Below are 24,061 nucleotides of genomic sequence, written 5' to 3' on the forward strand. Positions count from 1 at the left end.
ACCGGCAGCGGCGGGCTATTAGTTGCCCCGGCGTTTACTTTTGTAATCCGCAATTGCTGCTTTGATCGCATCTTCAGCCAGAATCGAGCAGTGAATTTTCACCGGCGGTAATTCCAGTTCTTCCGCAATCGCGGTATTTTTGATGGCTTCAGCTTCATCCAGGGTCTTCCCTTTCATCCACTCAGTCACCAGTGAGCTTGACGCAATCGCCGAGCCGCAGCCGTAGGTTTTGAAACGTGCGTCTTCAATCACGCCGTTATCATCAACTTTGATCTGTAACTTCATTACGTCACCACAGGCCGGTGCACCCACCATGCCGCTGCCGACAGTCGGGTCTTCGTTGTCGAATGAACCGACGTTGCGCGGGTTTTCGTAGTGATCGATTACTTTATCGCTATAAGCCATTGTTTATACTCCTGAAACCGTCTGATTAATGGTGTGACCATTCAATACTGTTAATATCAACACCTTGCTTGTGCATTTCCCACAGCGGGGAAAGATCGCGCAGGCGGCCAATTGCGTTATGGATAAGTTTGATAGCATAGTCAATCTCTTCCTCAGTCGTGAAACGACCCAGAGAGAAGCGGATTGAGCTGTGCGCCAGTTCATCGGTCATACCCAGGGCGCGCAGAACATATGACGGCTCCAGGCTGGCGGACGTACAGGCAGAACCGGATGATACCGCGAGATCTTTCAGCGCCATCATCAGGGATTCACCTTCAACATAGTTGAAACTGACGTTAAGAATATTCGGTGCGGAGTGCTCCGGGCAACCGTTCAGATAGGTTTCTTCGATATCTTTGATACCGTTCCACAGACGCATACGCAGTGCGGACAGACGCTCAGCTTCCGCTGCCATCTCTTCTTTGGCGATACGGTAAGCTTCACCCATACCGACAATCTGATGAACTGCCAGTGTACCGGAACGCATACCGCGCTCGTGACCACCGCCGTGCATCTGCGCTTCAATGCGGATACGCGGTTTGCGGCGGACATACAGTGCGCCGATACCCATCGGGCCGTAAATCTTATGGCCGGAGAAGGACATCAGATCCACTTTCAGTTTGCTTAAATCAACCGGCACTTTACCGACGCTCTGGGTGGCATCCACATGGAAAACAATCCCTTTGCTGCGGCACAGTTCACCGATTGCTTCGATATCCTGAATCACACCGATTTCGTTATTCACATGCATGATTGAGACTAAAATGGTGTCTTCACGCATTGCAGCTTCGAGTTCAGCCAGGTCGATCAGGCCATTACGCTGCGGCGCAAGATAGGTTACTTCAAACCCTTCGCGCTCTAACTGACGGCAGGTATCGAGTACCGCTTTATGCTCAGTTTTACAGGTAATAATGTGCTTGCCTTTTTTCTCATAGAATTTGGCTGCACCTTTAATTGCCAGGTTGTCAGACTCGGTGGCACCGGAAGTGAACACGATTTCACGCGGGTCAGCGCCGACCAGATCAGCAATCTGGTTACGGGCAATATCGACAGCCTCTTCGGCCTGCCAGCCAAAGCGGTGAGAACGTGAGGCCGGGTTGCCGAAGATGCCGTCCATTGTGAGGCATTGCATCATTTTTTCAGCAACACGCGGGTCAACCGGGGTGGTTGCTGAGTAATCTAAATAAATCGGTAATTTCATCGCTCAATTGCTCCATGAACTACGGTTGCGTTGTTAACGCAGGTTTCTGCTTATGCTTGCAGATTGATAATCGTTTCGTTAATTGCCAGATTATGTGCACGACGTTTATCATCCTGGCGATCAGCAACATCAATCACTTCTTTATGATTTACTAACTCTTCCAGACTGATACTGCTTAAGAAATCAGTAATACGGTCACTCAGGTCACGCCACAGCGCGTGTGTCAGACAGCGGTCACCGCCCTGACAACCTTCCTGAGTTCCCTGACAGCGGGTCGCATCAACGGATTCATCGACGGCCGAGATGACCTGAGCAATGAAAATCTCACCGGCACCGCGTGCCAGAAGATACCCGCCGCCCGGCCCGCGAACGCTGGAAACCAGCTCGTTTTTACGCAGACGGGAGAAGAGTTGCTCAAGATAAGAGAGGGAGATACCCTGACGTTCAGAAATGTCAGCCAGTGGTACGGGCCCCTCATGGGAGTGCAGCGCTACGTCGAGCATAGCGGTTACCGCATAGCGCCCTTTTGATGTCAGTCTCATAACCGGATCCCCGTGATAAATGGTGAAGAAATTGTGTCATTCCTGAGTAATTTAGTCAACTATTTAACCCAGTAATTTACTCAACTATTTTTTCGCCCATTTCTCAACAGAAGTCAGGATACCACGCAGGATATTCAGCTCCTGTGTTTCCGGATGCGCGCGGGTAAATAAGCGGCGCAGACGGTTCATAATCTGACCCGGGTGTGCTTTGCGGATAAAACCGGATTCATTGAGAACCGATTCCAGATGCGTGTAAAACCGCTCCATATCATCCGCCGGCGGATAGTGTACCTCATCTGCCTCATCATTATTTGCCGGTTCGCTCTCATTCTGAAAGGCAAGAAATGCCATCCGGATCTCATAACTGACCAGTTGCACCGCCATTGCCAGGTTCAGCGAGCCGTATTCCGGGTTGGTCGGGATATAAAGATGATAATTACACTTCTGCAATTCATCGTTGGTCAGCCCGACACGTTCACGGCCGAAAATAATCGCGACCGGGGCAGTCTGTGCGATTTTAACACTTTTTTCCCCGCATTCACGCGGTTCAACCATCGGCCACGGCAGTGTGCGTGACCGGGCACTGGTGCCGATCACCAGTTCACAACCGGCAATCGCCTCATCCAGGGTGCTGACAATCTTTGCATTGCCGATAACATCACTGGCACCGGCAGACAGCGCGATGGCGTGAGAGTCCGGCTGTACCTGCGGATTGACCAGATAAAGGCTGGATAACCCCATTGTTTTCATAGCCCGCGCAGCGGAGCCCATATTGCCTGTATGTGAGGTTTCAACCAGGACGATTCGGATATTTTCGGACATAACACACTTTCTTTGAGAAATTATCGCAATATCTTAACACAAGAATAGTCAGATTGACGATCACCTGTTATACTCTGCCGCGTTTATTTTCGTTCTTTAACATCCCGGTGGACAACCCCATGCATCCGATGCTTACCATCGCCATACGTGCTGCACGTAAGGCCGGCAACCTGATTGCCAAACACTATGAAATGCCTGACACTGTTGAGACAACTCAGAAAGGTTCCAATGACTTTGTGACCAACGTGGATCGCGAAGCCGAGCAGATGATTATCGAGATCATCCGCAAGTCTTATCCGAAGCACACTATTATCTCCGAAGAGTGCGGTGAGTTACCCGGTGAAGAATATGATATGCAATGGGTGATTGATCCCCTGGATGGCACCACCAACTTCGTCAAACGTCTCCCGCACTTCGCGGTATCTATCGCATTCCGTATCAAAGGCCGCACTGAAGTGGCGGTTGTTTACGATCCGATGCGTAACGAATTATTCTCTGCTGTCCGTGGTCAGGGCGCACAGTTAAACGGCTACCGTCTGCGCGGTGCCACTGCCCGTGATCTCGACGGCGCGGTACTGGCTACCGGCTTCCCGTTCAAAGCAAAACAGCACGCTGATACCTATATCAAAATGCTCGGCAAACTGTTTACCCGCTGCTCAGACTTCCGCCGTACCGGCTCTGCCGCACTGGATCTGGCTTATCTCGCTGCCGGCCGTGTGGACGGTTTCTTTGAAATCGGCCTGAAACCGTGGGACTTCCTCGGTGGTGAGCTGCTGGTCCGTGAAGCGGGCGGTATCGTCACTGACTTCACCGGTGACCACCGTTATATCGACAGCGGTAACATCGTTGCAGGCAGCCCGCGTGTAGTCCGCGAACTGCTGGCAGAACTGCGTGATGAGCTGACTGAGTCTCTGAAACGCTGATTCTGTTCCGCCAGATGTGAAAAAGGGTTATGACATCAGTCATAACCCTTTTTTATTATGCGTTTTCCGGTGTCTGCGGCCGGACTTTCGGCCTCAGGAACAGTGCCGGAAGTACTGTCAGTGCCATCAGATAAAATATACCGCCGTGGATATCCTCATACAGATACCCCGCCACCAACGTCATCACCGCAATCGCCCCGCCCATCGCCAGTGCGGAATACGCCGCCTGTAACGGAATGATTTCCGTGGATTTGCGGGCACCGATAAAACGCATGGCCGCCAGATGACACACGGTATAGGTGCCGCTGTGCAGGATCTGCGCCACAATCAGCACCGGCAGTGCCGCTGACATGCCCATCAGTGACCAGCGAAGAATACCGCAGATACCGGAAAGCAGTAACAGGTTGGCCGCACTCCAGCGGCGGAACAGCTTATTACTGAAGGTAAAGACAATCACTTCCGCCACCACGCCCAGCGACCAGAGATAGCCGATCGCGGCATCAGAATAGCCGACTTTTTGCCAGTAAATCACGCTGAAGCCGTAATAGGCGGCATGCGCCCCCTGCAACAGACTCACACACAGCAGAAAGCGGACCACCGCATTATCTTTCAGCAGAACACGGAATTTTACCTGCGGTCCGCGCTGTTTCATCTCCCCGGACGGCATAATGCGCGGACGCAGCAGTGACGTCAGCAACAGCGAGCCGGTACTGACCACTAATGCCGCCAGGATAACCTCATGCTTCCAGATATCCATCAGCATCCCGGTAACCGAGGTGGCGATGATAAATGCCACCGATCCCCAGACACGGATCGAGCCGTAATCCATCGGAAACTGTTTTTGCCAGGTTGCGGCGAGGGAATCCCCCAGCGGGATCATCGGCGAGAAAAAGAGGTTGAATCCGGCCATAACAAAAAAGAGCCAGAGCCAGTGTGAACCGAAATAAAACGCCACCGCGAACAGAAAAGAACAGAGCGCCATCAGTCTCAGAGCAAAAATCAGCCGTGACGGGTCTTTAAACAGCGGTGTGATAAACAGGCTGCCGGCGAACCGCGCCACCAGCCCCACACTGAGCAGCATACCGACCGTTGCCACATCATGCCCTTCACCTTTCAGCCATGCGCCCCAGTAGGGAAGAAAAATCCCGTAGGAAAAAAAATACGTAAAATAATCAAGCGCCAGCCAGAGCGATGACGGAACAAACATCTGCCTCTCCTTTCAGGAATACAAAAAACCCGCTCGCGGCGAACGAAGCGGGTTTTGGTTACATCAGATTGGTAACGCGATTATGCGTAAACCGGATATTTCGCACAGATAGCCAGAACTTTTTGTTTCACTGCTTCAATGGTCGCTTCATCATTGAGGTTATCCAACACGTCACACATCCAGCCGGCCAGTTCACGGGCTTCTGCTTCTTTGAAGCCGCGGCGGGTAATCGCCGGGGAACCGACACGGATACCGGAAGTCACAAACGGGCTCTTCGGATCGTTCGGCACACTGTTTTTGTTGACAGTGATGTTTGCACGGCCCAGTGCCGCATCCGCATCTTTACCGGTGATGTCTTTATCAACCAGATCCACCAGGAACAGATGGTTCTCAGTACCGCCGGACACCACTTTATAACCACGGTTCAGGAAGACTTCAACCATTGCTTTGGCATTTTTTACAACCTGGACCTGATTTGCTTTAAATTCAGGCTCCATTGCTTCTTTTAACGCCACTGCTTTACCGGCGATAACGTGCATCAGAGGACCACCCTGGTTACCCGGGAATACCGCTGAGTTCAGTTTTTTGTACAGATCTTCATCACCGCCTTTTGCGAGGATCATCCCGCCGCGCGGACCCGCCAGGGTTTTGTGCGTGGTGGTGGTGACAACGTGAGCATGCGGAACCGGGTTAGGATAAACACCCGCAGCAACCAGACCGGCTACGTGGGCCATATCAACAAACAGGTAAGCACCGATGCTGTCAGCGATTTCGCGCATTTTCGCCCAGTCAACCACACCGGAGTAAGCAGAGAAGCCGCCGATGATCATTTTCGGCTGATGTTTTTTCGCCTGTTCAGCGACATCGTCATAATCGATTTTACCGGCAGAATCGATACCGTAAGGGACGATATTGTACAGTTTACCGGAGAAGTTTACCGGAGAGCCGTGAGTCAGGTGACCGCCTTCCGCTAAGTTCATCCCTAATACTGTATCGCCCGGTGACAGCAGTGCGGAGTACACTGCGACGTTAGCCTGGGAGCCTGAGTGCGGCTGAACGTTGGCATAGTCTGCGCCGAACAGTTCTTTTGCACGGTCAATCGCCAGCTGTTCAACGATATCCACATATTCGCAGCCGCCGTAGTAGCGTTTGCCCGGATATCCTTCCGCATATTTGTTGGTGAGCTGGGAGCCCTGAGCTTCCATAACGCGCGGGCTGGTATAGTTTTCAGAGGCAATTAATTCAATGTGCTCTTCCTGACGACGATCTTCGTCTTTCATCGCCTGCCAGAGTTGTGGGTCGTAATCTGCAATATTCATTTCACGCTTTAACATTCGCTTCTCCTGACTCGCCTGATGCCGATAAAAAAACACCCCTTTCCGGGGACGAATGCCCTACAGTGTAAACCCTTTTTCTGAATTGAGATAGCCCCGGAAACAAAAAATACGCAAACGATTGCATAGCGGTAAAATCAGGTAATTAGCATGTTTATTATTTCATAAGAATATCCTGTCCATCGGACACAATACCGGATTTGTGATCCCCTCTTACCCACGCTCACTGATCAATTTCGCTATTTTCACCGGATTTTCAGAAACAGCAGAAAAATTTGCGCTTTACAAATTCTGCCCTGTATTATAAGTTGCATAAAAAATACATGTTATAAATTTCACACTGATGTGATGCTTTTTCAGGAGCCCTGCTATGCTCGATGCACAAACTATCGCCACCGTAAAATCCACCGCCCCGCTGATTGCCGCCACCGGCCCGAAACTGACCGCCCATTTCTATGACCGCATGTTTCGTCAGCATCCGGAGTTAAAAGATATCTTCACCATGAGCCACCAGCAGAACGGTGCACAGCGTGAAGCGTTGTTTAATGCGGTCTGCGCCTATGCCATGAATATTGATAACCTCGGCGCGCTGGGTGCGGCAGTGGAAAAAATTGCCAACAAGCACGCCAGTCTGATGATCAGACCTGAGCATTACCCGATTGTCGGGGAAAACCTGCTTGCCACCATTGAAGAGTTGCTCAATCCGGGTGAGGAAGTCCTTACCGCCTGGGGGAAAGCGTACGGCGTGCTGGCGGATATCTTTATTCAGCGCGAAGCCGGGCTGTATCAGGAAAAAGCGGCGTCGCCGGGCGGATGGGAAGGACTGCGTGAATTCCGCGTGATCCGCAAACAGCCGCAGAGTGAACTTATCACCAGTTTTGAACTGGCTCCGGTCGATGGTAAACCTGTCGCGGATTACCGCCCGGGGCAGTATATCAGTGTCTATATCAATGATGATGTGCTGGAAAATCAGGAGATCCGCCAGTATTCCCTGACGCAGGCACCGGACGGTAAAACCTACCGGATTGCAGTCAAACGTGAAGACAAAGGTACGATTTCCGGCTGGCTGCACGCCAATGTGCAGGAAGGTGATGTGGTCAGACTGACCCCGCCGCTGGGGGATTTCTTCCTGGAGGCAGAAAAAGAGACTCCGGTGGTCCTGATTTCAGCCGGTGTCGGCTTAACACCGATGATGGCTATGCTGCAGACACTCGCCGCACAACAGCATCCGGCAGACGTGACCTGGCTGCATGCGGCAGAGCACGGCGGCGTGCATGCCTTTGCGGAGGAAGTAAACCGGTTTGGTGCTCAGCTGCCTGCGTTCAGTCAGACCGTCTGGTACAGAGAGCCGCGCGCAGACGAAGCTCATCCGCACCTGACCGGGCTGATGGATTTAACCGCTCAGCAGGATGCCCTGCTCAGTAAAACCCGCCACTACTACCTGTGCGGGCCGGTAGCCTTTATGCAGCACATTGCGCGTCAGCTGACTGCAATCGGCGTCAGCGCAGACCAGATCCATTATGAATGTTTCGGTCCGCACAAAATTTTATAATCGCGACAGAACAACAATAACAACACGCTGGATATTCAGCGTATGTGCTTAAGATGAAGCACATTTGAGTAACAGTGACATAACCGCCGAATTTATATCTATCCCATCCTTTCGCCCGGTTCACTGTTACTCTTTTTTTTACCCGTCAGTTTTTATACCGAGCCCGGTTCACACATTTTTTTACTGCCTGAGAGAAATACATCACCTTGGCCGAATTAATACACTCTTCCAGCTCGTTCTGTTCTTCTTTATTTAAATTCATCCCGGAAACCTCCGCAAAAAGCGCCGGTAATTCATGCTGACCGGGATCTTTCAGTGCTGACTGCAGAATAATAATACCGGCCATAACCAGAATAATAACCACAGCACACACCGCAACTATCCATTGTATTACCCGCACATGTATTGTCCGCACAGTCTTCTCCTTTTACTGACAGATAAAAGAATCCGGCGGTGTCAGAAATAACAGCCGCCGGATACGTTTGATTTTCAGGGATGCTCAGCAGAACTCAGATAGCATCTTCATCCTGTTCCCCGGTACGGATCCGGACAACCTGTGCCACATCGAACACAAAGATTTTACCGTCACCGATTTTACCGGTCTGCGCCGTCTGCATAATGGTTTCCACACAGGTTTCGAGAATGTCATCGGCGACAACAATTTCAATTTTTACCTTCGGCAGAAAATCCACCATATATTCCGCACCGCGATACAGTTCCGTATGCCCTTTCTGACGGCCGAACCCCTTCACCTCTGTCACGGTCATCCCGGTGATCCCCACTTCAGCCAGAGCTTCGCGGACATCATCGAGTTTAAACGGCTTAATAATTGCCTCAATCTTTTTCATTGTCAGATCCTGTTACCAATTTTTGCGGCCAAACCCGGATGTAATCGGGTAACGGCGATCTTTGCCAAAGTTCCGGGCGGTAATGCGCGGTCCCACCGGTGACTGGCGGCGTTTGTATTCATTGATATCCACCAGCCGGATAACCTTGCGGACCACCGCTTCATCAAACCCGGCGGCGATCAGTTCATCTGCGGACATATCTTTTTCAACATACCCGGCCAGCAGGGCATCGAGGATGTCATACGGCGGCAGGCTGTCCTGATCCAGCTGACCCGGCGCCAGTTCTGCTGACGGCGGACGGGTGATAACCCGCTCCGGAATCGCCGGAGAGAGCGTGTTGCGGTATCTTGCCAGTTCAAACACCATGGTTTTCGGCACATCTTTCAGGACATTAAAGCCCCCGGCCATATCCCCGTACAGTGTGGAGTAACCGACAGCGCACTCGCTTTTATTACTGGTGGTCAGCACAATGCGGCGGCGTTTGTTGGACATGGCCATCAGGATCACCGCGCGGCAGCGTGCCTGTAAATTCTCTTCGGTGGTATCAACCGGTGTTCCGGCGAATTTCGGCGCCAGTTCGTGCATAAAAGCTTCAAACATCGGCTCAATCGACACCACATCAAATTCCACACCCAGCAGCTCTGCCTGCTCACGGGCATCGTGGATACTGATATCCGAGGTGTAACGGAACGGCATCATCACCGCCTGCACTTTGTCTTTACCCAGTGCATCAGCGGCAATGGCGACAGTCAGGCCGGAATCGATCCCGCCGGACAGACCCAGCAGCGCTCCCTGAAAACCATTTTTGCGGACATAATCCCGCGTTGCCATCACCAGCCCCTGATAAACCTGAGCCAGAACAGGTAACGACGGAGCCGGAGCCGCCATCGGTGTGATGGTTAAATCCGTAAACTGACACTGCGCGATTTGCTCTGAAAATGCAGCAAGGCGATGTGTTACACTGCCATCTGCGGCGAAAACAGCGGAATCACCATCAAAAATCAGTTCATCCTGCCCGCCGACCTGGTTGAGATAGACCAGCGGCAGCCCGGTACGGCGGCAGTGTGCCTGTATCAGCACATCCCGGGTATCAATTTTGTCAGTGGAATACGGTGAGGCATTCAGTGTCAGAATAATTTCCGCACCGGACGCTTTCAGGGCATCCACCGGACCGTCAGTCCAGATATCCTCACAAATGAGTAACCCGAGACGATAGCCGCGAAAATCAATCACACAGGTTTCTGTCCCTGCCGTAAACCAGCGTTTTTCATCAAACACACCGTAGTTCGGCAGTTCCTGTTTGAAATAACGGGCGCGGAGCTCCCCTTTCTCAAAGAAAGAGAGGGCGTTATAAATGTGACCGTTTTCCTGCCACGGGTGTCCCACCAGCACAGCACAGTCACCGCTGGCCTGTTGGATCAGGGTGAGGCTCTGCACTATCCGCTGATGAAAATCAGGACGGAAAACCAGGTCTTCCGGTGAATACCCGGACAATGCCAGTTCGGAAAACATGACCAGATCAGCCCCTGCCGCCTGCTGTTCCGCCATGGTTTTCAGAATACGTTCACCATTGCCTTCGATATCTCCGACCAGAAAATTCAGCTGGGCCAGGGCGATATTAAGTGTACGACGCATAAAATCCTGCTCTCCCGGGATAGATCTCACCGTATATAAAAATTAATAATAAAACAGCTAATAATGAAGATGATAGCAAAATGTGCCGGTTCACACCGATTCTTTGCTTATTCTTTAAAGTCGGCCGCATCCAGTTCATGACGGGACAGTAATTTATAGAACTCTGTCCGGTTACGCCCTGCCAGACGGGCAGCGTTGGTCACGTTACCTTTGGTCATCTGGAGAAGTTTGCGTAAATAATTGAGTTCAAACTGATTACGGGCTTCCGCAAAGGTCGGCAGCGCCGTGTTTTCCCCTTCCAGCGCCTGAGTCACCAGCGCCTCACTGATCACCGGCACGGTGGACAGCGCCACACACTGCTCGATAACGTTAAGCAGCTGACGAACATTGCCCGGCCAGCTCGCGCCCATCAGGCATTTCATTGCATCCGGAGAGAAACTGCGGACAAACGGCTTATGTTTTTTCGCCGCTTCGCGCAGAATATGATTGGCCAGCAGCGGGATGTCTTCAGCCCGCTCATGGAGTGTCGGAATTTTCAGGTTAACCACATTGAGGCGGTAGTAGAGATCTTCACGGAATTCGTGTTTTTCCATCGCCTTGGGTAAATCGCGGTGTGTCGCGGAAATGACGCGGACATCAATATCAATGTCCCGGTTACTGCCGAGCGGGCGCACTTTGCGCTCCTGCAGAACACGCAGCAGTTTGACCTGCAGCGGCATCGGCATATCCCCGATTTCATCGAGAAACAGTGTGCCGCTCTCCGCCGCCTGGAACAGCCCTTCCCGGCTGCTCACCGCGCCGGTAAAGGCACCTTTGGCATGGCCGAACAGCTCGGACTCCAGCAACTGCTCCGGCAGCGCGCCGCAGTTGATGGCAATAAACGGTTTTTTCGCTCTCGGACTGGCTTTGTGGATAGCCTGGGCCAGTACCTCTTTCCCGGTACCGCTCTGACCGTTGATCAGCACACTGACGTCGGATTGCGCCACCATACGTGCCTGTTCCAGCAGACGCAGCATCAGCGGGCTGCGGGTCACAACCCCTTCACACCAGGATTCATCACTGACCGTGGTGGTGGAAAGTGCCAGCGCATCGTCAATCGCTTTATATAATGCATCGCGATCCACCGGTTTGGTCAGAAAGCTGAACACACCTTCACGGGTGGCGGCCACGGCATCCGGAATGGAGCCGTGGGCTGTCAGGATAATCACCGGCATGCCGGAATGGGTTTTCTGGATCTCGGCAAACAGCGCCATACCATCCATTTCATCCATCCGCAGGTCGCTGATGACCAGATCGATTTTTTCTTTATTGAGTACCTTCAGCGCTTCAGGGCCGCTTTCTGCCGTTGATACCCGGAAACCTTCACTGCTCAGGCGCATACCCAGCAGTTTCAGTAAGCCCGGATCATCATCAACCAATAATAAGTTTGCGCTGCGGCGTGCTGTCATGCCGGGGTTACTCCTTTTTTTCCTGTGCCGGTTTTGTTTCTGCGGCTTTTGTTTCAGCGGCAGCCGGTTTGGCTTCTGCCGGTTTAACATCAGCAGGTTTTGCTTCTGCCGGTTTCGGTTCTGCCGTACCTGCCGCCTCTTCTAATGCCTCACGGCGCTCCTCGAGCGCATTTTCCAGTTCCGCATCCGCTTTGGTCGGCTGTTTGCGGCCGGCCAGCTGGCGCTCAATGTTGCTCAGGTTATCCAGCTTGCGGGTGGTATTCTGTAATTCAAACTGCAGCCGGGAGTTAACCGCACGCAACTGATCAATTTTGCTGTCCGTATCGCTCTGCAGGCGGCGGTAGCGCTGGCGTTCGTCACTCAGGGCAATCGCCTGTTTCAGCTGATCACGCCACAGGGTCATCAGCGGACGCAGGGAGACCGGGAACCCGGCACTGTAGGCATTCAGGGTTTCCAGCACCTTACGCTTGTCATTGGCGGAGGTGCCGGTGTTATTAAGCAGAATGCTCTGACGCAGTGCGGTATCCCAGCTGTCCGGGGTGATTTTCCCCGCCATAATGCGGGCTGTGTCACTGCTGAGCAGATCAGCACAATCCATCATCCGCAGCCAGTAAAGGGCGTTTTCTGTCGCGGCCGCAGAGTTGAGTTCCCAGATAGCGTGGCAGTCCGCAATCCGGTAATCCGCCGTCCGCTCCTGCGGCAGGACGACAGAGGCCAGCGCGGAGAGATCCGGCGGCGTTGCGGTTTTTACGCAACCGGCCAGCAACAGCGGGACGGCGGCAATCAGGGACTTAAATGTCATTTTCAAGTTAATGCTGACCTGTTATTCCAGTAAGGTGTGGAACGGAAGCTGAATACGGAAGCACACATCCGCACCTTCAGAACCGACTAATATCAGTTCGCCGCCCATCCGGTTAATACAATCCCGGGCAATACTCAGTCCCAGCCCGCTGCCTTTGACAGCACCTTTGCGCTGAAGCGAGCCCTGATAGAACGGTTCGAAGATCATTTCCTGCTCTTCTTCCGGGATCGGCGTACCGGTATTGGCGACATCAATCTGTATATGCTGACCGGCTTTCCGGCTGGTTATCCGGATCTTACCCGATTCAGCGCCATAGTGTACCGCATTTGAGTAGAGATTATCGAGTACACGTGTTAATAAGACGGGTTCAGCCCAGACACTTGTTTCATCCAGAGCAAGGTCTGTAGTGATTTCTTTGCTTCTCGCCGGTAAGCTGTGCGCATTAACCACCTCATGCACTACCGTATCGAGGTTAACCCATTTGGCTTCTGTCGGGCTGTCCACCAGCGTGCGGTTATACTCCAGCAGTTGTTCAATCAGCACCTGCAAATGGCGGCTGCTTTCACTCAGTATTGATACCACATCTTTCTGATCCGCCGTCAGCGGTCCCGCAACTTCATCCGCCAGCAGTTCGGTACCTTCACGCATACTGGCCAGCGGGGTTTTCAGCTCATGGGAAATATGACGCAGGAATTCATGACGCTGGGATTCCAGCCAGTCCAGACGCTCACTCAGCCAGACAATCCGCAGCGCCAGCGAGCGCAGTTCTCTCGGGCCGTTAAAATTATCAAGGCGCTGTATCAGGTTGCGCCCTTCCCCCAGGCGGTTAACCATCCGCTCAATCACTTTCACCGGCCCGATAATCATGCGGGTAAACAGAATGATAAGCCCGGTGCTCAGGACGAATACCAGCAGGCTCTGCCAGCCGAATGACTGGCCTTTGCGGGCGATGGCATTCTGAAGTTCCTCACCGCGCCGGAAATTCGCCTCACGGATAGCCTGCACCAGATCAGCGTTACTGCGGGCAAAGGCTTCCAGATGGGTGGTCATCGCCGCAACCGGCTCGCCGTTCTCACACTGCAGGACAGACAACTGTCCGAGGCTGCCGGCGATATCATCAGTATAGCGCGGATCCGGAGTGGATTGCTTCTGGCGGGCGAGATAGTCCTCATAGCGGAGATACTGCTTGTGCCAGACATTTTTCAGGGTTTCATTACCCAGCACACAGTACTGGCGGTAGCTGCGCTCCATTTCCAGCGCCAGGCTCGACATTTCCTCACTACGCCGCGCATCCTGTACGGTTGAAATACTGATTTGCGCCGCCTGATTACTCAGCTCATCAAAACTCTGATACGCCTGCCAGGCCAGTCCCAGCAACGGCAGCAATACCAGACAGAATGCCACCACCACCAGCTGACGCAGCGAGCGCGGAAATAATCGCCATTTTTTCAAGATTGTCATCTCTTAACCTGTTGTCATGTGCATGATGCTAACCGGATCCGGGATAAGAGAAAAGGATCAGGATGCATCTGCGCGAAAAAGAGAACAGAAAGAATGCAGGGAAGGTATAAATGACGACGGGACGACAGTTTCCTGCCGTCCCGTCAGTGAGATTAAGGTGGTGCCTCACTCAACGTGTCGCCCTGTGTCTGATAAAGCTTGCGCAGTTATCGGTATTAACGGACGGTAGGCACCTTACTCTGGCATCATTCCCGGGCTTATGTGGCATGTTTCCGCCTGTTGCGGGCCGACATAAAAAATTGAATGAGCAACTACAAAAGATATTGCAACTGCTGTGCCAACTTTGAAAAATAAAATTCAAAACACTGTTATTAAAGAGAAAATATTTTTTATCACCCGCTATTTTTTTCCGGCGTGCTGTCATACGCATCTTATCTTCCGGTTTCCTCCCCGTTTTACAAAAAAACGTCTCTGATTTGCGACAGTCTTTTTTGCTCTTTTTTACCCTCTTATATATCAGTAAGTTAAATGTCCCCTTTTGACGACACTCAAAAACTCTGTTGTCGCCGTTCTGTGACACACTGAGCATTTATACGGCAGGCAGATAAAAAAACGGCGGGGATAACCCCGCCGCCGCGATGATAACTGAATGAAAAATCAGCCTAATTGTTTACGGGCATTACGGAAGATCCGCAACCACGGTCCGTCCTCCCCCCAGTTCTCCGGATGCCAGGAGTTGCTGACGGTACGGAAAACACGCTCCGGATGCGGCATCATAATAGTGGCACGTCCGTCATCGGTCGTGACCGCCGTGATACCGTCCGGTGAACCGTTCGGGTTGGCCGGATAGCGTTCGGTGACCTGTCCGTAGTTATCCACATATTGCAGCGCCACCAGGCCGCGTTCCGTCAGCGCCTGCTGATGTGCCGCATCACGGAACTCTGCCAGCCCTTCGCCGTGAGACACCGCAATCGGCATCCGCGAACCGGCCATACCACTCAGCAGCAGAGACGGGCTTTGTGCCACTTCGACCAGACTGAAACGCGCTTCAAAACGTTCAGAGCGGTTACGGGTAAAGCGCGGCCATAAATCCGCCCCCGGAATCAGATCCCGCAGGTTTGACATCATCTGACAGCCGTTACAGACCCCGAGTGATAAGGTATCCGGACGCGCAAAGAACTGTGCAAATTCATCGCGTACCTGCGGATTGAACAGAATCGATTTCGCCCAGCCTTCACCGGCACCCAGCACGTCCCCGTAAGAGAAGCCGCCGCAGGCAACCAGCGCCTGAAAACTGTCCAGCGGAAGATGACCGTTCAGCAGATCACTCATATGCACATCGATGGCATCAAACCCGGCACGGTGGAAGGCCGCCGCCATTTCCACATGGGAGTTAACCCCCTGCTCACGCAGCACCGCGACACGCGGACGTACACCTTTTACAATATACGGCGCTGCAATATCGTCATTCTGATCGAATGTCAGTACCACATTAAGACCCGGGTCTGTCAGATCCTGTTTGGCTTCATGTTCTTCATCCGCACAGGCCGGGTTATCACGCTGACGCTGCATCTGCCAGGTGGTTTCCGCCCACATGATCCGCAGTTCACGGCAGGACTGATGATAAACTTCTGTATTGTGGCTGCGGACAATAAAATCATCCCCCGGTACAGCTTCACCGAGAACATGCAGCATATCTGCCAGACCGGCACCGGTGAAGGCCTGCACAACGCCATCCAGATCCGCTTCACGCACCTGGAGCACAGCGCCCGGTTCTTCGGTAAACAGCGCACCGAGGATATCCTCATCAAATGCACTGATATCCGCATTCACACCACAGTGTCCGGCAAAGGCCATTTCCGCCAGTGTGACAAACAGACCGCCGTCTGAACGGTCATGATACGCCAGCAGTTTTTCATCCCGCACCAGGGTCTGCATGGTGTCAAAGAATGCGCGCAGCGCCTGCGGATTACGCAGATCCGCGCCTTTCTGTCCCAGCTGGCGATACACCTGTGCCAGTGCGGTTGCGCCGAGGGTATTACGGCCTTCCCCCAGATCCACCAGCAGCAGACTGTTCGGCACATCGCTCCGCAGTTGCGGCGTGACGGTCCGGCGGACATCATCCACACGGGCAAATGCCGTGATCACCAGCGACAGCGGCGAGGTCATCTCACGCTCTTCGCCCTGCTCGTTCCAGCGGGTTTTCATCGACATCGAGTCTTTGCCGACCGGAATAGTCAGGCCGAGCGCCGGGCATAACTCCTCACCCACCGCTTTTACCGCTGCATATAACCCGGCATCTTCGCCAGGATGCCCGGCTGCGGCCATCCAGTTGGCGGATAATTTAATCCGCTTAATATCGCCAATCTGCACACCGGCAATGTTCAGCAGCGCTTCCGCCACCGCCATCCGCGCTGAAGCGGCAAAATCAAGCAGTGCGACCGGAGCACGTTCACCGATAGACATTGCCTCACCGTAATAACTGTCGAGGCTGGCAGTGGTCACCGCGCAATCCGCCACCGGGATCTGCCACGGACCGACCATCTGATCACGGGAAACCATGCCGGTCACAGTACGGTCACCGATGGTGATCAGGAAGGTTTTTTCCGCTACTGCCGGTAAATGCAGCACGCGTTTTACCGCTTCATGCAGATTAATATCACTGCGGTCAATCGGAGTGCCATCTGCGGTCAGTGTGGTGACATCGCGGCGCATTTTCGGGGTTTTACCCAGCAGGATATCCAGCGGCATATCAATCGGCTGATTATCAAAATGGCTGTCATTGAGGATCAGGTCACGTTTTTCTGTCGCCTCACCAATCACCGCATACGGCGCGCGCTCGCGCTGACAGAGTGCCTCAAACAGCGGTAACTGCTCAGGCGAGACCGCCAGCACATAGCGTTCCTGAGATTCGTTACACCAGATTTCCAGCGGGCTCATGCCCGGCTCATCACTGAGGATATCGCGCAGCTCAAAACGTCCGCCGCGCCCGCCGTCACTGACCAGCTCCGGCATGGCGTTGGACAGGCCGCCCGCGCCCACATCATGGATAAACAGGATCGGGTTGTTATCACCCAGTTGCCAGCAGGCGTCGATCACTTCCTGGCAGCGACGTTCCATTTCCGGGTTATCACGCTGCACAGAGGCAAAATCCAGATCCGCATCCGATTGACCGGATGTCATGGAGGAAGCCGCACCGCCGCCCAGGCCGATATTCATCGACGGGCCGCCTAATACAATCAGTTTCGCGCCCGGCGGGATCTCCCCTTTCTGCACGTGGTCAGCACGGATATTACCGATGCCGCCCGCCAGCATAATCGGTTTATGGTAACCGCGCAGTTCCTCGCCGTTGTGACTGCTGACTTTCTCTTCATAGGTCCGGAAATAGCCGAGCAGTGCCGGACGGCCGAATTCGTTATTAAATGCTGCGCCGCCGAGCGGGCCTTCGGTCATGATGTCATAGGCGCTGACAATGCGGTCCGGTCTGCCGAAATCCTGCTCCCACGGCTGGGTAAAGCCCGGGATGCGCAGGTTGGAGACAGAAAAACCGGTTAATCCCGCTTTTGGCTTGGCACCGCGCCCGGTCGCGCCTTCGTCACGAATTTCACCGCCGGAGCCGGTTGCCGCCCCCGGCCACGGGGAAATGGCGGTCGGGTGGTTGTGGGTTTCCACTTTCATCAGGATATGGGTTTCTTCCTGATGATACTGATAACTGCGGTCTTCCCCCTGCGGGAAGAAACGACCAACAGAGGAGCCTTCCATCACCGCCGCGTTATCTTTATAGGCGGACAGCACATGATCCGGTGTCTGTTCGAAGGTATTTTTAATCATCTTAAACAGGGATTTCGGCTGTTCTTCACCATCAATCACCCAGTCAGCATTAAAAATTTTGTGGCGGCAGTGTTCAGAGTTTGCCTGGGCAAACATATAAAGTTCCGCATCGGACGGATTGCGGCCGAGTTTCGTGAATGCGTCCGCCAGATAATCAATTTCATCTTCCGCCAGCGCCAGCCCCAGCGAAATATTGGCTTTCTCCAGTGCCGCACGTCCCTGACCCGCGAGGTCAATCACGGTCAGCGGTGCCGGTTCATGGCGGGCAAACAGCGCCTGTGCCTGTGACAGTTCGCTGAAAACCGTTTCTGTCATGCGGTCATGTAACAGCGCACTCAGTTGCTGATGTTCATTCTCTGTCAGCCCTGTGGTAGTAATATAGTAGGCGATCCCCCGCTCCAGCCGGGTAACGGCTGACAGACCGCAGTTATGCGCGATATCCGTGGCTTTCGATGACCAGGGAGACAATGTTCCCGGGCGCGGCGTGACAAGAAACAGGATCCCTTCCGGCGCATGTTCCGCCAGCGACGGGCCGTAGCGGAGCAACTGCTGTAATTTGGTGTGCTCATCGTCGGTCAGGGGTGCGGAAAGGTCAGCAAAATGCACATATTCCGCATAGATGTTGGTCACCGGCAGGTGGTGTTCAGTGAACGCGCTGATAAATTTTGATACGCGAAACGCAGATAACACAGGTGAGCCACGCAAAATTTCCATAGTTGTCAGTTCTCTCTTTTTAACACGCAGAGCCATCGGCCCGGAGGGGAAACGGGCACATTATAGAGCAATACTGACGCCGACGAAACCGTTTGCGTGACGTTTTTTCCGGGGGGGATTTTTTCCGGATTTCAGTCCCGGAAAACGGAATAAAGTTGCACAGTGACAAAATGTTGAGCAAAATGTCCGATTACTGGAAATATAACCATGGTAATTTATGCCTCAGAATGAACCCTTTTGTGTAACCGGTGAGATGCGCCTTTGGTACATAAAAAGCTAAATTATGTCGTTATCGTCGTCGTCGCGCTGTTCGCGGCGGCGCTGATCGCCATCAATATCAGCTGGCCATCGCAGCAGCCGCAACTCAACCGTATTCTTGCGCGCGGGGAACTGCGTGTCAGCGCGGTGGCATCACCGCTTATCAGCTTTAATAAGCAGGGACAGGCCAGCGGTTTTGATTACGAACTGGCGCAGCGTTTCGCGGACTACCTTGGTGTAAAACTGGTGGTGCGGGAACGCGACGGTGTCAATGACCTGTTCAGCGACCTTGCCAATAATGATGCCGATCTGCTCGCCGCCGGGCTTATCTATAATGAAGACCGCCTGGATACCGCACTGAGCGGCCCGACTTACTACACCGTCGCGCAGCAGCTTCTCTACCGCATGGGTAACAAACGTCCGCGGGATTTGGGTGATCTCGGCTCTCCGGTCTGGGTCACAGCCGGCAGTGCCCACGCCCGTCTGCTCCGTCAGCTCAAAGCGGATAAATATCCGGATCTGGATATCCGCGAAGTTGCCGGTAAAAACAGCAGCCATCTGCTTCAGCGCCTGGCAAAAGGCGAAATTGATTATGTCGTCAGCGATTCTGTCAGCGTGGCACAGGAGCAGCATATTCATCCGAATGTCACGGTGGCCTTTGAGGTCACAGAAAACCAGCCGCTGACCTGGTATCTGAAACGCAGTGAAGACAGCAGCCTGAATGCCGCCCTGCTCGATTTTTTCAACCAGACACGGGAAACCGACACCCTGGCGCGTCTGGAAGAGAAGTATTTCAGCCACATGAATCAGTTTAATTATGTGGATACCAAAACCTTTATTAATGCCATCAACACCCAACTGGCCACTTACCGCCCGCTGTTTGAAAAGTACGCGGGGAAAATGGACTGGCAGGTACTGGCTGCGATAGCCTGGCAGGAATCACACTGGAACCCGACCGCCACCTCACCGACCGGCGTGCGCGGCATTATGATGCTGACCCGGCCGACGGCGGATTTCTTCGGGATTGAGGATCGCCTTGACCCGGAGCAGAGCATCAAGGGCGGCGGGACATATATAAATTACCTGATGGACAAACTGCCGGATTCCATCCCCGATGATGAAAAAATCTGGTTTGCCCTCGCCGCTTATAATATGGGCTACGGTCATATGCTGGATGTCCGCAAACTGACCGAGATGCAGGGGGCGGATCCGGACAGCTGGCTGGATGTGAAATCCCGTCTGCCGCTGCTGAGCAAAAAAGCCTATTATCAGTCTCTGCCGTACGGCTATGCGCGCGGTTACGAAGCTTACCGCTATGTGGAAGGCGTACGCCGTTACCAGCTCAGTTTACAGGGCTATCTCGATTTACATCAGGAAGAGCTGCTGTTACAGCAGCCGCAGGAAGAAACGGCAGAGATTCTGACCTCTGCCGCACCAAACTGATCACTCATTCTCTGTCTGCTGGTTTTCCGCATTCTGTTTTTTCAGGGCTTTTTTCTCCGCACGGCGGCGGCGGAAAAATTCACTGAGCATTGCCGAACACTCCTCCCCCAGCACGCCTCCCGTCACTTCCATATAATGATTGAGACGCGGTAAGGTCAGCAAATCAATAAATGACCCCGCAGCACCGGTTTTCGGCTCTGCCGCGCCGTACACCAGACGTTTGATCCGGCTGTGGATCAGTGCCCCGGCACACATCATGCAGGGTTCGAGAGTGACATACAGTGTAGCATCGGTAAGACGGTAATTTTCCAGCACCGCCCCGGCCCCGCGCAACGTAACAATTTCAGCGTGGGCTGTCGGGTCATGGCTGAGGATCGGCTGATTGAAACCAGCGGCAATGCGCTGATTATCTTTCACCAGCACAGCCCCGACCGGGATCTCTCCGGCCAGCGCCGCCTCTTCTGCCAGCGCCAGCGCCTGCCTCATCCAGAATTCATCATTATTATAAGGTGTTGTACTGTCAGTCACGTGGATACCTGCTTATTTAAAATCAGGCACAGTATAGCGTCACTGTCATCAGACGGGGCAATTTCTTTACGCCGTAAACAGCGCCAGTTTGGCGGCAAAGCCCATAAAAAACAGTCCGATGGTGCTGTTGCCCACTTTTGCCGCCTGTTTTTTGTGGCGGAAGAACTGCGATAATTTAGTGCCGCTGTAAATTAAAAAGGAGAGATACAAAAAGCTGACCGTTTCCAGAATCAGCGCCAGCACGCCATAACTCACCGCAGGATGGGAATAATTAAAATCAATAAACTGGATAAAGAAAGAGACATAAAACAGAATCGCTTTCGGGTTTGTCAGGCTCAGGATCAGCGCTTTATTAAAGGCATTTTCCGCTTTCAGCGGTTTATCCTCATGATGCCCCTTCTTCTGCATAAAAGTGGCATAGAGGATTTTCAGTCCCAGATACAATAAATACGCAGCACCGAGGTAACGCACGGCGGTAAATAATGCCGGAGAGGCTTTAATTACTGAGGCCACGCCCAGAAATGACAACATGATCAGTACCGCATCACCGGTAAATACGCCCAGTGCGGCCTGGTAACCTTTTTTATATCCGAATGTCGCACTGGATTTAAGGACATACAGTGAGTTCGGCCCCGGCACAAGGATAATAAAAATAACGCCGATGATATAAGTACCGATATTCAGTATGCCCAGATTTTCAAACATAACGCCTCCGTGGTGTGTGCAAATTTACAGCTGATTTTTATTATTTTGTGTTCAGATTAATAAATCACAAAATACATGCCACGGATATACCCACTCTGTTATAAGGTTATTTTCCCGTTTTCCTGCGGCATTTTGCGGCAGCGGGGATAAAATATCAGGATAAATACCCATACTGCCGATAATGCTGCGCCTGCCATTGCCAGATTAAACCCGCCCGCAAAGGCTTCATAAACTGTATTCTGCACTGCAGCCGTCAGTTCTCCGCTCTGTGCACCGGTAATAAGCTGCTCTGCGGACGGCAATTGACGGTGCTGCGCAATACTGACCGCCCGCTGTATCATCAGTGTGCCGAGCAGTGCCACCCCCAGCGTCATACCGGTCTGGCGCATCATATTCAGTGTCGCCGATGCCACGCCGGAACGCGCCGGGTCAGCGGCATGCATAATCAGCGCCCCGGTGGCGGGAATTGATAACCCCATACCGGTGCCGAGCATAAACAGCATCAGCCCTGTCAGCGGATACGGCGTATACGGCGTCAGTAAAGTCATCAGCCCGCAGGCCGCTGCGGTCAGCAGCAGACCGGTGCCGAGGATCAGCCGGATACTCAGTTTGCGGGCGATCCGCCCGAAAGAGAATGCAAACAGCGCCATCGCGATAAATTCCGGCGACATCCGCCATCCTGCCTCAAGGGCATTCCAGCCCTGCGCTTTCTGTAAAAACAGCGCGATAAAAAACACATTGGTGTAAGCCGCAAAACCAATCACAAACGAGGCCAGATTATAGTGCAGATACTCGCGGCGTCTGAAATCCGTCAGCGGCAACAGCGGTTTTGCCACCCGGTTTTCGGTGTACAGAAATAATAAAAGAAAAATAATTCCGCCGGTGACAGTTAACAGCGTCAGCGGATGCAGCCAGCCATAAATGCCCGCCTCTGTCAGCCCGTACGTCACACAGCCCAGTGCTGCGATACTGAGTAACTGCCCTGCCGGGTCAAATGCTGCTTTCTCCGGATCCGCACTTTCACGGATGCCATACTGCCCGAGCAGAAACGTGATTATACCAACCGGAATATTGATCAGAAAAATGCCTTCCCAACCGGTGGTATGCACCAGTACGCCGCCGAGGATCGGCCCGGTAATCAGTGACAGCGCACTGACCGATGACCAGATACCAATCACACGGATCCGCTGCTGATTATCCGCAAAAGTATGCGTGATCAGCGACAAAGCTCCGGGGATCAGCAGCGCCGCCGCTATCCCCTGCACTACCCGCCCTGACAGCAGCAACGGCAGTGTATCCGCCAGTGCACAAAGCAGTGAGCCGAGGGTAAAAATCAGCACACCCGCCAGCCACATCTTTTTGCGCCCGTAACGGTCACTCAGCGGACCGGCGGACAGGATAACGGCGGATAAGCACAATGCATAAGCATCTATCAGCCACTGCAATGACACCATCGGCGCATCCAGATCATGCTGAATGACCGGCAGTGCCACATTCACGATACTGATATCCAGCGTTGCCATAAAAGTGCCCAGGCAAATCGCAGTGGTAACGGCAAAATAACGAAGTCGGTTCATAGTGTTCTCCTTTCACAGAAGCAGAATACACACTGACCGACCGACGGTCAATTTAAATGAGAACGTATTTCATTTGCGTGTTTTTTTCGCCTTCCTGCCCCGTAAATGGCATAATCAGGGTTTACCGTTATACAAGGCGCGTTTATGACTCAGTCAGCAGAACACAAACCCCGTTTTAAACCTGCCGATGTCCGGATCAATGAACTGATGGATGCCGCCGAATCACTGTTTCTCGAAAAGGGATTTGATGCCACTACGGTCAGTGACATTGTGGCACGGGCCGGTGTCGCCAAGGGAACCTATTACCACTATTTTGCCGCCAAACCGGACATTTACGAGGCATTACGCCACCGTTATATGGAGTGGTTTCTGTCACAGACTCAGCAGGCGATGGATGCCTGTGCGGCAGATGATGCGGATGCCAGACTGGCAGCCTGGTGTGATCGTTCTGTCACGGCCTATACTGAAAAACAGGAACTGCATGATGTCCTGTTCCATCAGGGATTTCACCAGCAAGGCAATGACCATGAAAATGCCGTGCTGAATCAGCTGCTTGCCCTGATTGCGGAAGGTGAGAAGCACAGTCACTGGCGGGTGGCACATCCGGATATCACGGCAATGATTATTTATCACGGCATGCATGCGGCGGTGGATACCCTGCCGCAGTCCGGACACTACACCACACAGACGCTGGGCGGCGTGCTGTATGAACAGTTTCTGCGCTTTCTGAAAGCCTGATCTGCTCTGATAAAAAAAGCCCGGTCGCAGCCGGGCTTTTCACACTCT

Annotated in this window: 20 protein-coding genes; 4 read left to right on the top strand and 16 right to left on the bottom strand. The window is 53.1% G+C overall.

The annotated features are described in order from the left end of the window. Positions 1 to 18: 18 nt before the first annotated feature. The 4 genes from iscU to trmJ all read right to left on the bottom strand — a co-directional run bounded on the left by iscU (position 19) and on the right by trmJ (position 3,009). Positions 19 to 405, bottom strand: a complete 387-nt coding sequence (iscU, locus tag ACSBQN_RS09520; protein WP_004236936.1) for a Fe-S cluster assembly scaffold IscU — start codon at positions 403 to 405, stop codon at positions 19 to 21. Positions 406 to 430: 25 nt separating this feature from the next. After that, positions 431 to 1,645, bottom strand: a complete 1,215-nt coding sequence (locus tag ACSBQN_RS09525; protein WP_004236937.1) for an IscS subfamily cysteine desulfurase — start codon at positions 1,643 to 1,645, stop codon at positions 431 to 433. Positions 1,646 to 1,695: 50 nt separating this feature from the next. Continuing rightward, positions 1,696 to 2,187 carry a Fe-S cluster assembly transcriptional regulator IscR gene (gene iscR, locus ACSBQN_RS09530; RefSeq protein ID WP_004236939.1) on the bottom strand — a complete coding sequence of 164 codons (492 nt, stop codon included), beginning with the start codon at positions 2,185 to 2,187 and terminating at the stop codon, positions 1,696 to 1,698. Between the two features lie 84 nt (positions 2,188 to 2,271). After that, on the bottom strand, positions 2,272 to 3,009 hold the full coding sequence (gene trmJ, locus ACSBQN_RS09535; protein ID WP_024473940.1) for a tRNA (cytosine(32)/uridine(32)-2'-O)-methyltransferase TrmJ: 738 nt from the start codon (positions 3,007 to 3,009) through the stop codon (positions 2,272 to 2,274). 119 nt (positions 3,010 to 3,128) lie between these two features. Here trmJ and suhB point away from each other — a divergent pair, with 119 nt between their 5' ends. Continuing rightward, the gene (gene suhB, locus ACSBQN_RS09540; RefSeq protein WP_214167731.1) at positions 3,129 to 3,932 is read left to right on the top strand and encodes an inositol-1-monophosphatase; all 804 of its coding nucleotides are present in this window, start codon (positions 3,129 to 3,131) and stop codon (positions 3,930 to 3,932) included. Between the two features lie 55 nt (positions 3,933 to 3,987). Here suhB and ACSBQN_RS09545 read toward each other — a convergent pair whose 3' ends face one another. Both ACSBQN_RS09545 and glyA read right to left on the bottom strand, forming a co-directional pair. After that, positions 3,988 to 5,139, bottom strand: coding sequence for a 3-phenylpropionate MFS transporter (locus ACSBQN_RS09545; protein ID WP_024473941.1), 1,152 nt, complete (start codon positions 5,137 to 5,139; stop codon positions 3,988 to 3,990). A gap of 80 nt (positions 5,140 to 5,219) precedes the next feature. Continuing rightward, positions 5,220 to 6,473, bottom strand: a complete 1,254-nt coding sequence (glyA, locus tag ACSBQN_RS09550) for a serine hydroxymethyltransferase (RefSeq protein WP_004236943.1) — start codon at positions 6,471 to 6,473, stop codon at positions 5,220 to 5,222. Positions 6,474 to 6,843: 370 nt separating this feature from the next. Between glyA and hmpA the strand changes: the two genes are divergently transcribed. After that, entirely contained in the window at positions 6,844 to 8,025 is a 1,182-nt protein-coding gene (gene hmpA, locus ACSBQN_RS09555) for an NO-inducible flavohemoprotein (protein ID WP_004236944.1), read from the top strand. Positions 8,026 to 8,170: 145 nt separating this feature from the next. Here the strand turns inward: hmpA and ACSBQN_RS09560 are convergent, their stop codons facing one another. From ACSBQN_RS09560 to purL, 7 genes are all read right to left on the bottom strand, one after another. Beyond that, positions 8,171 to 8,440, bottom strand: coding sequence for a hypothetical protein (locus ACSBQN_RS09560; RefSeq protein ID WP_141650272.1), 270 nt, complete (start codon positions 8,438 to 8,440; stop codon positions 8,171 to 8,173). A gap of 94 nt (positions 8,441 to 8,534) precedes the next feature. After that, on the bottom strand, positions 8,535 to 8,873 hold the full coding sequence (gene glnB, locus ACSBQN_RS09565) for a nitrogen regulatory protein P-II (RefSeq protein WP_004236946.1): 339 nt from the start codon (positions 8,871 to 8,873) through the stop codon (positions 8,535 to 8,537). 12 nt (positions 8,874 to 8,885) lie between these two features. Then, positions 8,886 to 10,508 carry an NAD+ synthase gene (locus ACSBQN_RS09570; RefSeq protein ID WP_434991667.1) on the bottom strand — a complete coding sequence of 541 codons (1,623 nt, stop codon included), beginning with the start codon at positions 10,506 to 10,508 and terminating at the stop codon, positions 8,886 to 8,888. A gap of 107 nt (positions 10,509 to 10,615) precedes the next feature. Further along, positions 10,616 to 11,956 (bottom strand): two-component system response regulator GlrR, encoded by a 1,341-nt coding sequence (gene glrR / locus ACSBQN_RS09575; RefSeq protein ID WP_004236949.1) that lies wholly within the window; start codon positions 11,954 to 11,956, stop codon positions 10,616 to 10,618. 7 nt (positions 11,957 to 11,963) lie between these two features. Then, positions 11,964 to 12,758, bottom strand: a complete 795-nt coding sequence (gene qseG / locus ACSBQN_RS09580; RefSeq protein ID WP_354632840.1) for a two-component system QseEF-associated lipoprotein QseG — start codon at positions 12,756 to 12,758, stop codon at positions 11,964 to 11,966. 21 nt (positions 12,759 to 12,779) lie between these two features. After that, positions 12,780 to 14,219, bottom strand: coding sequence for a sensor histidine kinase (locus tag ACSBQN_RS09585; RefSeq protein ID WP_004241960.1), 1,440 nt, complete (start codon positions 14,217 to 14,219; stop codon positions 12,780 to 12,782). Positions 14,220 to 14,876: 657 nt separating this feature from the next. After that, the gene (gene purL, locus ACSBQN_RS09590; RefSeq protein ID WP_318667986.1) at positions 14,877 to 18,764 is read right to left on the bottom strand and encodes a phosphoribosylformylglycinamidine synthase; all 3,888 of its coding nucleotides are present in this window, start codon (positions 18,762 to 18,764) and stop codon (positions 14,877 to 14,879) included. 261 nt (positions 18,765 to 19,025) lie between these two features. On the opposite strand from purL, the gene mltF reads away from it, so the two are divergent. Further along, complete coding sequence (mltF, locus tag ACSBQN_RS09595) at positions 19,026 to 20,465, top strand: membrane-bound lytic murein transglycosylase MltF (RefSeq protein WP_036407081.1); 1,440 nt, start codon at positions 19,026 to 19,028, stop codon at positions 20,463 to 20,465. Here the strand turns inward: mltF and tadA are convergent, their stop codons facing one another. From tadA to ACSBQN_RS09610, 3 genes are all read right to left on the bottom strand, one after another. Continuing rightward, a complete protein-coding gene (gene tadA / locus ACSBQN_RS09600) occupies positions 20,466 to 20,993 on the bottom strand; it encodes a tRNA adenosine(34) deaminase TadA (protein WP_024473948.1) in 528 nt (175 codons plus the stop codon). Between the two features lie 66 nt (positions 20,994 to 21,059). Then, a complete protein-coding gene (leuE, locus tag ACSBQN_RS09605; protein WP_004236962.1) occupies positions 21,060 to 21,698 on the bottom strand; it encodes a leucine efflux protein LeuE in 639 nt (212 codons plus the stop codon). A 98-nt stretch (positions 21,699 to 21,796) separates the two neighbouring features. After that, on the bottom strand, positions 21,797 to 23,275 hold the full coding sequence (locus ACSBQN_RS09610; protein ID WP_354632841.1) for an MFS transporter: 1,479 nt from the start codon (positions 23,273 to 23,275) through the stop codon (positions 21,797 to 21,799). A 144-nt stretch (positions 23,276 to 23,419) separates the two neighbouring features. Between ACSBQN_RS09610 and ACSBQN_RS09615 the strand changes: the two genes are divergently transcribed. Next, positions 23,420 to 24,013 carry a TetR/AcrR family transcriptional regulator gene (locus ACSBQN_RS09615; RefSeq protein ID WP_201893310.1) on the top strand — a complete coding sequence of 198 codons (594 nt, stop codon included), beginning with the start codon at positions 23,420 to 23,422 and terminating at the stop codon, positions 24,011 to 24,013. The last annotated feature ends 48 nt before the right edge of the window (positions 24,014 to 24,061 follow it).

This window comes from Morganella sp. B601 (assembly GCF_051172335.1).
In the GTDB taxonomy this organism is placed as follows: Bacteria; Pseudomonadota; Gammaproteobacteria; order Enterobacterales; family Enterobacteriaceae; genus Morganella; species Morganella morganii.